This is a genomic window from Thermosynechococcus sp. PKX82 (assembly GCF_031583255.1).
Lineage (GTDB): Bacteria > Cyanobacteriota > Cyanobacteriia > Thermosynechococcales > Thermosynechococcaceae > Thermosynechococcus.
The window spans coordinates 304,418-316,734 of sequence record NZ_CP134169.1 but is presented as its reverse complement, the minus strand read 5'-3'; the positions used below and the strand labels follow the sequence as shown (position 1 = coordinate 316,734).

Below are 12,317 nucleotides of genomic sequence, written 5' to 3'. Positions count from 1 at the left end.
GTTTCCCCGTGGCTTAAATAATGCACTTTCCCCGCTCCTGTGGTTTACTGCTTCATCCCACGTCCCTGCCTGGTGGTCATGGCATTGGTGACTTGGGTGCGGCAGCTCGTGAGTTCCTTGAATTTTTGGTTGCCAGTGATCAGCAGTACTGGCAGGTCTTGCCCCTAGGGCCAACGGGCTTTGGCAATTCCCCCTATATGTGCTACTCCGCGATGGCCGGCAACCCACTGCTGATCAGCTTGGATGAACTGGTCAAGGAGGGCTGGTTAACGGAAGCAGATTTGGCAGGACTCACGCTTGAGAATAGCGATCGCGTCGATTTCGAGGCTGTCATTAGCCAAAAACTCCCCCTGCTCCGCCTTGCTGCTCAACGCTTTCAGAATCAAGCCACCCCAGAAGACTGGCAGGCCTTTCGCGACTTTCAAGCCCTTGCCCACTACTGGCTGCCCACCTATGCCCTCTTTATGGCGCTGAAGGATCACCACGAGGGACAGCCGTGGTATGAATGGCCTGCCCCTTTGCGCGATCGCGAACCAACCGCCCTTGCCGCGATCCAAGCCGTTCTCAAAGAGCGCATTTTTGAGTACGAGTTTCAGCAATTTCTCTTTTACCAGCAGTGGCACGCCCTCAAGGAAGCCGCCAATCAACAGGGGATTCAGATTATTGGTGATATTCCCATTTATGTTGCCCACGACAGTGCCGATGTCTGGGCCTTTCCCCAATTTTTTGAACTCAATCCAGAAACGGGTGCGGTTGCCCTCATGGCCGGTGTGCCTCCAGATTACTTCAGTGCCACAGGACAACTCTGGGGCAACCCCATTTACAACTGGAAAGCCCTTGCTGCCGATGGCTACTCTTGGTGGATTGAGCGCTTCCGTGCCCTGCTCTCCTACATGGACATTATCCGTGTGGATCACTTTCGCGGCTTTCAGGGCTACTGGCAAGTGCCCGAAGGGGAGGAAACAGCCGTCAACGGTGAGTGGCAACTGGGTCCTGGTGCTGCCTTCTTTGAAACCTTGCAAGCTGCTTTGGGACGACTGCCTATTCTCGCCGAGGATTTAGGGGATATTACCCCCGATGTCATTGCCCTACGGGATCAGTTTCAGTTTCCGGGGATGAAAATTCTCCAGTTTGCCTTCGGCGGTGGTTCGGATAATCCCTTTTTACCCTTTAATCAAGAGCGCAACTGTGTGGTGTACACCGGCACCCATGACAATGACACAACTGTCGGCTGGTACCGCACCCTCAGTGACTGGGAACAGCAGCGCCTCATTGACTATTTGGGCTATACCCCCAGCGAACCCCACTGGGCTTTGATTCGCATGGCCCTAGGAACCGTTGCCAACCAAGCCATTCTTCCCGTTCAAGATTTGCTCGGTCTCGATAGTCATGCCCGCATGAATTTCCCCGGTACGAGCGAAGGCAACTGGGCGTGGCGCCTAACTGCGGGTCAACTTACCCCTGAACTTGCCGCTCATTTGAAGCACTTGGTGCACCTCTTTGGCCGTCAAGCGCCACCGAGACCCCAGCCGGTTGAAGCTGCCGAAGAAGCCGTCCCCGAAAAAGACCCCGCCTAAGCTCGCCGTCGGCCATCGGGCATAATCGTACCCCGCAAATCCACTTCACTGAGGTTGGCACCACTCATATCCGCAGCAGTCAGGTTCACCCGCGTCAAATCCGCCCGCGACAGGTTAGAGCCTGAGAGGTTGGCGTCCCCTAAGTCTGCCCCACTCAAGTTAACACCGCTGAGATCTACAGTTCCCAGTAAGCTGCCACTAAACGTTGCCCGGCTCAGGGTAGCTCCACTGAGGGTGGCGCGGCTGAGATTCGCTTCTGAGAGAGTAGCACGACTCAGGTTGGCTCCCACCAAGCGGGCACGGCTGAGATTCGCTTCTACCAAGTCGGCACGGCTAAAGTTGGCTTCCGTTAACTCCACTTCGCGAAGATTGGCACCACTGAGATTGGCACCCCGCAGCTTCACGCCATTAAAGACGAGGCCACTGAGATTGGCACTGCGTAGATCCGTTTGACTCAAATCCGCATTGTCCAGCAATGCCCCCTGCAAGTTTGCCCCTTGGAGATTCGCCCCCTGCAGATTGGTGCCCACCAGTTTGGCATGGCTGAGGTTGGCGCCCCGTAAATTTGCCCCACTGAGATCCGCACGGCTAAGGTTGGTATGGCTCAGGTTCGCGCCACTGAGATTGGCACCACTGAGGTTGACATCTGAAAGTTCTAGGGAGGACAGATCCGCCTTGGCCAGTTCCGCGCCGACAAGGTTGGCCTTGGCAAGGTTGGCTTCACTGAGCTTGACTTCCGTGAGATCAACGCGGCTGAGATTGGCTCCCGTGAGATTCGCCGCCGTTAAGTTCGCGCCACTCAGGTTGGCACCGCTGAGGTTCGCACCACTGAGATTGGCATTGCTGACATCCGCCTGAATTAAATCCACACGGGTTAGGTTCGCCTGCTTTAGATCCGTGCCATGCAAATTCGCGCCCTGTAAATTTGCCCCCGAAAGGTTAACGCCGTCGAGTGTCAATCCCCGTAGATCCGCATTCGCCAAGTCCACACGAGAGAGATTGGCACCCTGAAGCACCGTTCCCCGCAGGGTGGTTTCACTAAGTTCAGCGCGGCTGAGATTGGCTCGCGTCAGGTTTGCCCAACTGAGATCACTGCGGCTAAGGTTTGCGCCAGCGAGGTTGGCATCCACCAATTCTGCCTTGATGAGCATGGCATTAACAATTTCTGCGCCACACAGCACCGCACCACTGAGATTGGCTCCGCTCAGGTTGACCCACTCCATGTCGGCACGGGAGAGAATAATCCCCCGTAAATCAGCGTTGATAAACTCGCCATTTGTCAAACTGGCACGATTAAAGTCCCGTTCACCGCTGGCATAGCGTTTTAACAACTCTTGGGGATTCATCAAAAAAAACGGGTCTGGAACCCCGCCCTTGAGAACGGCTCTACACTCTAAGCCTAGCTTAATTCGCTAAAACCACACTACGCTCGTGAGAGGATGATAATAAAGACTTGCGCTCTCTCATGGATACCATCCCTATTCTTGATCTCAAGGCCCAATATCAATTCCTGCAAGCAGACATCGATCGCGCAGTTGCCCGCGTACTGGCATCCGGTCAGTTCATTCTAGGGCCAGAGGTACAGGCCTTTGAGGAAGAGGTAGCCGCCTATTTAGGGGTGCGCCATGCGGTAGCAGTTAATTCAGGGACAGATGCACTGGTGATTTCCCTGCGCAGTTTGGGAATAGGTGCTGGGGATGAGGTGATTACCACCCCCTTTTCGTTTTTTGCGACGGCAGAGGCGATTAGTTTGGTGGGTGCCCGCCCGGTCTTTGTGGATGTGGAACTGGACTCTTTTAACCTTGATCCCAATAAAGTTGCCGCAGCCATTACCCCCCGCACCAAGGCGATTTTGCCGGTTCATTTATTTGGGCGGCCAGCTGCTATGGGAGCAATTGTTGAAATTGCCCAAGCCCATGGGTTAGCCATTCTTGAGGATTGTGCCCAGTCCTTTGGTGCCCGCTATTGTCCGCCCTGTGAGAACTGTCAATGTGAAACGGCAACTCAAGAGGCTTTAGCTCATCGGTTCACGGGGGCGATCGGTACCATGGGAGCCTTTTCATTTTTTCCCACCAAGAATCTCGGTGCCTATGGCGACGGGGGGCTGATTACCACCAATGATGATGATTTAGCCGAGCGATCGCGCATGCTGCGGGTTCACGGCTCCCGTCAACGCTACCACCACGAAATGATTGGCTACAATTCTCGCTTGGACAGCCTACAGGCGGCAATTCTGCGGGTGAAGCTACCCCATATCGATCGCTGGAATCAAGAGCGACGGCGAGTCGCCCAAACCTATAACCAAGCCTTGGCGGGTCTTGAGGCGGTGGTAACCCCAGCAGTCTCACCAGGGCATGTGTTTCATCAATATACCATTCGGGTGCTCAATGGGCAGCGGGATGCGCTCGCGGCTTACCTCAAGGAGGCTGGTATTAGTTCGATGATTTACTACCCGATTCCCCAAGATCACTGTCCGATGTATAAGGGGCAATCTCCACCCAATCCGGTGAGCGATCGCCTTGCCAGCGAGGTTCTCAGCTTACCCATTTGGCCTGAATTGAGCGATGCCACCATTGAGCATATTGCCGCAACCATTCGCCAGTTTTTTCGTAAGCGCTAAGGGCATCCCCTAAGCAGTTGTCTGGGTATTTGTCCTCCCTTAACACAACCTTAAGCTGACACTCGCTAAGCTAACTACAGCTCTTTTGTGGAATATGGGGTTAACAGACAGGACACATCGGCATGCTGTCCGCCATTAACGTTCTCAGGATTCAGAGTGTTCAACCCTAGTGAAAAGGGCTGTAATGTCACTTGGGCTAGGAGAGCCATGCTATGAAAGTTGCCGTTTTCAGTGCCAAATCCTACGATCGCCAGTTTCTGAATGCCGCCAATGAAGCTCAAGGTCATCCCCATCTCCTCACCTACTACGATGTGCTGCTGCGTCCTCAAACAGTTTCCCTTGCCGAGGGACATGAGGCCGTCTGTGTATTTGTCAATGATGATCTGGGGGCAGAGACCCTCAAACGGCTGGCAGCGTTGGGGGTGCGTCTGGTGACGCTGCGCTGTACGGGCTTCAACAATGTGGATTTGGCAACAGCGGCCAGCTTGGGCATCACAGTTACCCGCGTCAGTGCTTATTCCCCCTATTCGGTAGCGGAGCATACGGTGGGGCTGATCCTGATGCTAAACCGCAAACTCCACCGTGCCTACAACCGCGTGCGCGATGATAATTTTTCCTTAGAGGGGCTGATGGGCTTTGACCTCCATGGTTGTACGGTCGGCATCATTGGCACGGGTAAAATTGGCCGTATTGTTGCTCAGATTATGGCTGGTTTTGGCTGCCACCTCTACGGCTATGATCCCTACCCCAACAAAGACTTTGAGCAGATAGGCACCTACACAACCCTAGAAACCCTCTTGGCTGAATCGGACATTGTCACTCTTCATTGCCCCCTTGTCCCCGAAAATGAACACCTGATCAATGCGACCACGATCGCCCAAATGAAGCGCGGTGTCATGTTAATCAATACCAGTCGTGGCAAGCTGGTGGACACCAAAGCAGTCATTGAGGGCATTAAAAGCGGCCAAATTGGTTATCTGGGCATTGATGTCTATGAAGAGGAAGACTCCCTCTTTTTCCAAGATCTTTCGGACACGATTATTCAGGACGACACCTTCCAACTCCTGCAATCCTTCCCCAATGTGGTGATTACTGCTCACCAAGCCTTCTTTACCCGCAATGCCCTCACGGATATTGCCCGTACGACAATTGAAAATCTGACCTGTTTTGAGCAAGGCCTGCCCCTAGCAAACGAAGTGAAACAGATGTAAGGCTCGGCGAAACGGTTATTGCTATAACGTTTCTGGCAAACAGATCCGCTATAGTAGCGATCGCATTTATTTCAGGAAAGAATCATGGGGCGTGCAGAAAAAGTCATTTTGGCCTATTCGGGGGGAGTGGATACCTCCGTGTGTATTCCCTATCTCAAGCACGAGTGGGGCGTGAAGGAAGTCATTACCCTCGCCGCTGATTTAGGACAGGGGGATGAACTGGAACCCATTCGCCAAAAAGCCCTTGATGCTGGTGCCAGTGCCTCGCTGGTGGTCGATGCCAAAGCTGAGTTCATCCGCAACTATGCCTTTCCCGCTCTTCAGGCCAACGCCCTCTACGAAAATCGCTATCCCCTCTCGACGGCCCTTGCTCGCCCTCTGATTGCCAAGCTCTTGGTGGATGCGGCTGCTGAGTATGGTGCCGATGCCGTTGCCCACGGCTGTACAGGGAAAGGCAATGATCAAGTGCGCTTTGATGTGGCGATCGCCGCCCTGAATCCCAACCTCAAGGTCCTGGCACCCGCTCGCGAATGGGGCATGAGCCGCGAAGAAACCATTGCCTATGGCGAACGCTTTGGCATTCCTGCGCCTGTGAAAAAATCTTCCCCCTACAGCATTGACCGCAATCTTTTGGGACGCAGTATTGAAGCCGGCCCCCTTGAGGATCCGTGGATTGAACCCCTTGAGGAAATCTATTTGATGACCCAAGCCATTGAAAATACCCCCAACTCCCCGGAGTATGTGGATATTGGCTTTGAGGCCGGAATTCCCGTTAGCCTCGATGGCCGCTCCCTCGATCCCGTAACGCTGGTGAGTGAACTCAATGAGCGGGTGGGGCGCCACGGCTTTGGTCGCATTGACATGATTGAAAATCGCCTTGTCGGCATTAAATCCCGCGAAATTTACGAAGCCCCTGCCCTCTTGGTGCTTATTGACGCCCACCGCGATTTGGAAAGCTTGACCTTAACCGCCGATGTGACGCAGTACAAACGGGGGATTGAAGAGACCTACAGCCGTTTGGTCTATAACGGTCTTTGGTATAGCCCCCTCAAGGAAGCCTTGGATGCTTTTATTCAACAGACCCAGAAGCGGGTGACGGGTACCGTGCGCGTCAAGCTCTTTAAGGGAACCGCACGGGTGGTGGGGCGGCAATCTCCCTACTCCCTCTACACGCCCGATTTGGCCACCTATGGTGCCGAGGATCAATTTGATCACAGGGCAGCCGAGGGCTTTATCTACGTGTGGGGGCTACCCACCCGTGTCTGGGCAGAAAAACTGCGCCAAGGCTAATCGGGGGCTTCGACGATACACCACTCATGGAGTTCGTAGTGGACACACTGGTGTTGGACGAGGGGATCGCGGGCAACAATTTCTTCAGCGGCTTGCCGGGAATCCGCCTGAAACAACAACATGCCACCCCCGCGCTCAGCCCAGTATCCCGTGCGGGCTTGATGCCCTGCGGCAATGAGGGCGCGCACATAGGCACGGTGGGCAGGAACGTGGCGATCAAAGGTGGCTTTGTCCACAATACCGCGTTCAATTTTGACAAACCATGGCATCGCTGACTGGCTCCTCTGGATGGGAATCAAGACCTAGAATAGCTATAGCAGTGGGCTTGAAAAACTCTGTGGTGCCCTGCTAGTGAGCGGCTATGAGCAAAGCAATTACCCTTGAAACCTTGTTAAGCGAATTTGCCCGTGGGGTGCGGAATTTCCGGGGTGTGAATTTGGCGGGCAGTGTGTTCCCGCTGGTGCAACTGAGCCATGTGGATCTAGCGGGGGCGGATCTTCAGGGCATCAACTGGAGTGGAGCGGATTTGATCAAGGCCAACTTGGCCAATGCCAATCTGCGGGGGGCAAATCTGATTGGCGCAGATCTGAGTGGTGCTAATCTGACCGATGCCAACTTGCAGGAAGCCATGCTCAGTGGCGCCATCCTAGTGGGTGCCTACCTCTCACGCGCCAATTTGCAGCAGGCGGTGCTCAGTGGGGCCATCCTCAAGGGGGCGGTGCTCCACGACAGTAATCTGAAGGATACAAATGTGGTGGGGGCAGATCTCTCAGAGGCGGATCTGACCGGGGCGATCGCCCGCCGCCAAGACTTAGAGGAAGCCAAGCTCTCAGGAACTATACTGCCCAATGGCGAAGTGGTCTTTGAGGCTGGGGAAATGGAAGAGGTTCCGTTGCCCGCCCCAACGCCAATGGCTAAGCCAATGGCCACTGCAAACGAAACCACCGTGATTGAGTGGACGAATGAGCAGGTGATTCAAATGCTGATCCTGCAACAACACCCCCTGCCCAGTACCTACCAAAGTGCTGATTTGAAGGTGGTTAGCCTCGGCAATCACTGCTATCAATTGCGCACGGTCACGGAAACGGTGGTGGCGGTGGTAGAAGGTGAGAGTGTGGCCAATGAAAAAGTAACCCTTTTTGCCGAGGCGCCCTTTGCCGATGTGGTGGCCAGTGTCCTCCAAGCCCATTCCTTCTTGCCCACACAATACGTCAGTGAACCCGTACCGGCGTGGCACTACGAACAGGTCGCCATTCCGTCGGGGCAGGTGGTGCGTTGGGGAACGGCACGGCAACTTTGGAAAACTTGGTGGTTACTGCTCAAGTCCACTGCCACACCTCAGGAGCCACAGCAATTGCAACTGTTGGTGGGCAAGGAGTGGCAGCCCATTTGCGATATTGCCTTTTCACCGTCGGCGGGCGGTGGTCTGATAATCAAAACGGCGATGGGCGATCGCCACTTTTCTGGGGATGCCTCGCTGATTTGGCTAGAAAGTGTCCCGTCTGGATTGCCCACCACCTCTGCCCCAGCAGTCCCGCCTTGGAACGGCTTACTCAAATTTGAAAATAACTGCCTCACCATTGAAACCGCCGCAGGGCTCGTCTGTGTGCAGGGGGAAAACTTGAGGGTCACCCTTGGGGGGCAAGCGATCGCTCTCAACCAGCTCTAATGGTCGCCCTTCAACCCTTTGATTTTAGTCGCTGGCCGATCGCAGTCAGTGATTTACCGGCCGATACCTACCTCGTGGGGGGAGCGGTGCGGGATGCGCTCCTAGGCCGGATCAATTCGTGCCCCGACTTGGATTTTATTGTGCCGAGGGATGCGATTGCCCTGACCCAAAAACTGGCGGATAAGTACAAGGCTGGTTTAGTGGTTTTGGATCGGCAGCGTCAGATTGCCCGCTTAGTCTTTGCTAATACAACGGTGGATATTGCCCAGCGGCACGGAGAAACCCTCTTGACCGATTTGAGCGATCGCGATTTTCGCCTCAATGCCATTGCCTACGACATTCACCACCACCACATCATCGATCCCCTCGGTGGCCTCCAAGATCTGCAACGCCGCCAAATTCACTATGTCGCACCAGAAAATCTCGCTGCTGATCCCCTGCGACTCCTACGCGCCTATCGCCAAGCTGCCCAACTGCAATTTACGATTACGCCCAAAACGCGGCAGGTGATCCAAACCCTTGCCCCCCAACTGCGACGAGTCGCCCCAGAACGGGTGCGGGTGGAACTCAGTTATTTTCTCAGTGCCCTTGAGAGTGCCCCCTATCTCACCCTTGCTTTTCGCGATGGCGTGTTGGCGGTGTGGCTGCCGTCGGTCACCGAGGAGCGGATTACCCACTACCATGCCCTTGAATCCACCCTAGGGAATTTTCCCTTCCCAGCCCTTTGGCCAGCGCTAACGACATCTATTGCCGCAACAACTGCCCCCGGCGAACCCCAACGGCGAACCCTAGCGGCTTTGGCCAAGCTCACCTGCCTCGTGAATGCCAGCGATCGCCGCGCTGCCGAGGAACTAACTGCCCTCACCTACACCACTGATGAAATTCGCATTGTCCAAGTCCTGTGCCGATTGCTCAACCACTGGCTAGTCCCCCTCGAACACCCCCTGAACCGCGAGCAAGCCTTCTATCTATTCCGCGCGGCGGGTAGCTATTTTCCAGCCTTTGTTGCCCTTGCCCTGAGCCGGGGCATCCCCAAAGCGCATCTAGTGCCCTTGGTCAAAGGGTGGTTAGACCCCAAGGATGCCATTGCCCATCCCCCCCAATTGGTGCGGGGTGCCGATCTGGTAGAAGTGTTTCAGGTCTCGCCGGGGCCGCGTGTGGGTGAATTGTTGCGAGCTGTGGAAGCGGCGCAAGCGCGGGGAGAAATTCGCGATCGCCCCCAAGCCCTCGCCTATGTGGCAGAAATCCTAGGTGGTTCAAGGCAACCGCGGCACACTTAGGAGAGGGGCAAAAACATTTCCTGCCAAAGGGTGTCATAGCGTTTTTGGGCAGCCACATCGAGGGGGAGCAGGAGTTCACTCTTGGCAAAGGCGGTGGGAGTCGCTAGGGGAATATAGCGATGCAAGAGAGTGCGTCTTAAATCGCTCACCAGCGGCGAGGGAGCATCACTAAACTGGCTGAGTTGCTCAGCAACTTCCGGTTGCCACCAGTAGTTCAACCAAGCCAAGGCTGCCGCATCGGGGTTTTGGCCACAGACCCACAAATCCACCCACAGCGCTGTCCCACTGGCGGGAAACACGGCGGCATAGGTCTGCGGATCTCGCTTCAGCAGCGGCAGTACATCCGTTGACCAACCCACTGCTAATTGTGTACTGCCCAGCATCAGTGGCTGCAGGTAGGCGTCAGAACTAAAAAAACGACACCCTTGGCGGAGACGCTGCAAGCGTTGCCGTAATTCGGGGTGGGTGGGTGGGGCATTGTAGGATAGCCCTAGGGATTTCAGCGTCAACCCAATCACTTCCCGCGGCTGATTTAACAGGCTATAGTGGCCTTGAACGCTTGGATGCCATAGGACATCCCAATCTGTGGGTTCCCAGCCCAAATCGGCAAAGAACTGGCGGCGATAAATGAGGACTGTTGCCCCCCAGCGATAGGGCAGACCCCAGAGAGCATCGTCTTTGCCAATGAGTTGCAGTAATGGCTGCCACGGTTCAGCCCAGTCCCACCGGTTTTGAATCAGTGGTTTGGGAATAGGGGCAATCTGTCGTTGCGCCACGGCCTGAGCTATCCAAGCATCCCCGAGACTGAGGACGGCTGACCCGAGGATTCCCGCTGCAAAGGTGTTGGCTAACTCTTGGGGGGTTTCCCGCAGCCGCAGCTGAAGTCCCACGCCGGCCTGTTGACGAAAGCGCTGAATCAATTGGGGGGGTAAGGATTTTCGCAGTAAATAGACGGTGAGTCCTGTATTGGCAGTGGCTTGACACCCACTGAGGGCGATCGCCCCCAAGGCAAACAACCCCTGACAAAATTGCCGCCGCTGCATTAGCGTTGCCACCGAAACTGCAATTGACTTGGCTGCCCTGGATCCCCCAGTTGCTCGATGCCGCGATCATTGGCCACAAGGTGCCGCAGGATCAGGTAAATCCGCTCCAGTTGATCCGGCGCATTGACAGCGTCGGCGATCGCCTGCAAGTCTAGGGGTTCATCACTTTGTTCTAAGACTTTAACAATCTGCCGTTGCAACGCCAAGTTGGCCGCCGCTGCTTTTTTCCCCGCTTCCACCCCCGGCTGATGGTAGGCATTGATATTCACCAAGAAGCCATAAAGACCCACCGCTCGTTCATAGAGGGCAATCAAGGCACCCACGGTTTTCGGGGTCACGTCCGGAATCGTCACCGTCAGGGAGGGGCGATTCTTTTCATAGAGAGCTTGGCGGGTGCCGAGGAGTAGGCCACTGAGGTAATCCCCCGCAGTAATCCCCGGCTCCACGTCAATGGCGGGTTCTTGGCCATCCCGCAGCACCTCAATAAACGTGACAAAGAAGTTAGGTAGGCCATCCCGCAACTGCTGCACATAGGCATGCTGATCCGTGGTTCCCTTGTTGCCATAGACCGCAATCCCTTGGTGGACAATGTTGCCGTCGAGGTCTTTTTCCTTGCCGAGGGACTCCATTACCAACTGCTGCAAGTAGCGGCTAAACAGGAGCAGACTATCTTTGTAGGGCAGGACAACCATATCTTTTTCACCCCGACCATTGCCCGCATGGTGCCAAGCCAAGGCGAGTAGGGCAGCGGGATTTTGGCGAATCTTCGGCACGCGGGTTGCCTGATCCATCAATTTTGCTCCCGCGAGGAGGGCATCAATGTCAATCCCTTGCAGGGCAGCGGGCAATAGACCCACCGTTGACAGTTCCGAGGTGCGCCCCCCCACCCAGTCAAACATCGGGAAAATGGCCAGCCAACCGTTGGACTCCGCCACTTGGGCAAGGCCACTGCCCGGCAGGGTGACGGCGACGGCGTGATCGGCAAAGGCAAGGCCGGCACGTTGGAAGCGGGCTTGGGCTTCTAGCATGCCATTGCGGGTTTCCGGTGTCCCCCCCGATTTGGAAATGACAATCACCAATGTCGTCCGCAGGCGATCGCCTAGTTCCGCAAAAACCCGCTCAAACCCGGCAGGGTCGGTGTTGTCCAAAAAGTGAATGTTCAGGGGCGGATTCACAGGGGCAAGGGCAGCCGCCGCAAACTGCGGACCTAGGGCAGACCCCCCAATGCCAATGGAGAGAATCTCGGTAAAGCGACCCCCTTGGGGTGGAGCAATGGCGCCACTGTGGACTTGCTGGCTAAACTGCTTCACTTGGGCAATGGCATCGCGAATTTCGGCACGCAGTTCTGGAGTTGGTGCCAAATCGGCATCCCGCAGCCAGTAGTGCCCCACCATGCGGCCCTCATCGGGGTTGGCGATCGCCCCTGCTTCCAATTCCTTCATTTGCTGAAAGGCGCGCTCAAAAGCTGGCTCTAGGCGACGTACCACTTCTAGGGTCAGCCCCATACGACTGACATCCACATAGAACTCTAACTCAGGGTGGTAGTACAACCAGTCTTGGTAATGCTGCCAAAGAGCCAAAGCATCCATAAGAAAATCTTTTCGCGCTACGATCTCAGCGTACCTCA

The 12,317-nt window shown here is 55.5% G+C and carries 10 protein-coding genes; 6 read left to right on the top strand and 4 right to left on the bottom strand.

What is annotated here, in order from left to right; genetic code table 11:
* The first annotated feature begins 20 nt into the window (after window positions 1–20).
* Entirely contained in the window at window positions 21–1,577 is a 1,557-nt protein-coding gene (gene malQ, locus RHH53_RS01460) for a 4-alpha-glucanotransferase (RefSeq protein WP_302678659.1), read from the top strand.
* Here the strand turns inward: malQ and RHH53_RS01455 are convergent.
* Complete coding sequence (locus RHH53_RS01455; RefSeq protein ID WP_302677093.1) at window positions 1,574–2,923, bottom strand: pentapeptide repeat-containing protein; 1,350 nt, start codon at window positions 2,921–2,923, stop codon at window positions 1,574–1,576. The genes malQ and RHH53_RS01455 overlap by 4 nt on opposite strands.
* Window positions 2,924–3,042: 119 nt before the next feature.
* Here RHH53_RS01455 and RHH53_RS01450 point away from each other — a divergent pair, with 119 nt between their 5' ends.
* The 3 genes from RHH53_RS01450 to RHH53_RS01440 all read left to right on the top strand — a co-directional run bounded on the left by RHH53_RS01450 (window position 3,043) and on the right by RHH53_RS01440 (window position 6,698).
* Window positions 3,043–4,197: a DegT/DnrJ/EryC1/StrS family aminotransferase gene (locus tag RHH53_RS01450; RefSeq protein ID WP_310743994.1), complete on the top strand. Its 1,155-nt coding sequence runs from the start codon at window positions 3,043–3,045 to the stop codon at window positions 4,195–4,197.
* Between the two features lie 212 nt (window positions 4,198–4,409).
* Window positions 4,410–5,408, top strand: coding sequence for a 2-hydroxyacid dehydrogenase (locus RHH53_RS01445; protein WP_310743993.1), 999 nt, complete (start codon window positions 4,410–4,412; stop codon window positions 5,406–5,408).
* Window positions 5,409–5,492: 84 nt separating this feature from the next.
* Window positions 5,493–6,698, top strand: coding sequence for an argininosuccinate synthase (locus RHH53_RS01440; protein WP_302678656.1), 1,206 nt, complete (start codon window positions 5,493–5,495; stop codon window positions 6,696–6,698).
* Here the strand turns inward: RHH53_RS01440 and RHH53_RS01435 are convergent.
* On the bottom strand, window positions 6,695–6,967 hold the full coding sequence (locus tag RHH53_RS01435) for a YciI family protein (RefSeq protein WP_302677089.1): 273 nt from the start codon (window positions 6,965–6,967) through the stop codon (window positions 6,695–6,697). The genes RHH53_RS01440 and RHH53_RS01435 overlap by 4 nt on opposite strands.
* Window positions 6,968–7,059: 92 nt before the next feature.
* Here RHH53_RS01435 and RHH53_RS01430 point away from each other — a divergent pair, with 92 nt between their 5' ends.
* Both RHH53_RS01430 and RHH53_RS01425 read left to right on the top strand, forming a co-directional pair.
* Window positions 7,060–8,367 (top strand): pentapeptide repeat-containing protein, encoded by a 1,308-nt coding sequence (locus tag RHH53_RS01430; RefSeq protein WP_206200746.1) that lies wholly within the window; start codon window positions 7,060–7,062, stop codon window positions 8,365–8,367.
* Complete coding sequence (locus RHH53_RS01425) at window positions 8,367–9,647, top strand: CCA tRNA nucleotidyltransferase (protein WP_302678655.1); 1,281 nt, start codon at window positions 8,367–8,369, stop codon at window positions 9,645–9,647. Before RHH53_RS01430 ends, RHH53_RS01425 begins: the two co-directional genes overlap by 1 nt.
* Here the strand turns inward: RHH53_RS01425 and RHH53_RS01420 are convergent.
* On the bottom strand, window positions 9,644–10,690 hold the full coding sequence (locus tag RHH53_RS01420) for an extracellular solute-binding protein (protein WP_286625878.1): 1,047 nt from the start codon (window positions 10,688–10,690) through the stop codon (window positions 9,644–9,646). The genes RHH53_RS01425 and RHH53_RS01420 overlap by 4 nt on opposite strands.
* Window positions 10,690–12,279 carry a glucose-6-phosphate isomerase gene (locus tag RHH53_RS01415; protein WP_310743992.1) on the bottom strand — a complete coding sequence of 530 codons (1,590 nt, stop codon included), beginning with the start codon at window positions 12,277–12,279 and terminating at the stop codon, window positions 10,690–10,692. The genes RHH53_RS01420 and RHH53_RS01415 overlap by 1 nt, the downstream gene beginning before the upstream one ends.
* Window positions 12,280–12,317 lie beyond the last annotated feature (38 nt).

Coding starts and splice junctions, on each gene's coding strand:
- malQ (WP_302678659.1), top strand. CDS start 21: ATGCACTTTCCCCGCTCCTGTGGTTTACTGCTTCATCCCACGTCCCTG.
- RHH53_RS01455 (WP_302677093.1), bottom strand. CDS start 2,923: ATGAATCCCCAAGAGTTGTTAAAACGCTATGCCAGCGGTGAACGGGAC.
- RHH53_RS01450 (WP_310743994.1), top strand. CDS start 3,043: ATGGATACCATCCCTATTCTTGATCTCAAGGCCCAATATCAATTCCTG.
- RHH53_RS01445 (WP_310743993.1), top strand. CDS start 4,410: ATGAAAGTTGCCGTTTTCAGTGCCAAATCCTACGATCGCCAGTTTCTG.
- RHH53_RS01440 (WP_302678656.1), top strand. CDS start 5,493: ATGGGGCGTGCAGAAAAAGTCATTTTGGCCTATTCGGGGGGAGTGGAT.
- RHH53_RS01435 (WP_302677089.1), bottom strand. CDS start 6,967: ATGCCATGGTTTGTCAAAATTGAACGCGGTATTGTGGACAAAGCCACC.
- RHH53_RS01430 (WP_206200746.1), top strand. CDS start 7,060: ATGAGCAAAGCAATTACCCTTGAAACCTTGTTAAGCGAATTTGCCCGT.
- RHH53_RS01425 (WP_302678655.1), top strand. CDS start 8,367: ATGGTCGCCCTTCAACCCTTTGATTTTAGTCGCTGGCCGATCGCAGTC.
- RHH53_RS01420 (WP_286625878.1), bottom strand. CDS start 10,690: ATGCAGCGGCGGCAATTTTGTCAGGGGTTGTTTGCCTTGGGGGCGATC.
- RHH53_RS01415 (WP_310743992.1), bottom strand. CDS start 12,279: ATGGATGCTTTGGCTCTTTGGCAGCATTACCAAGACTGGTTGTACTAC.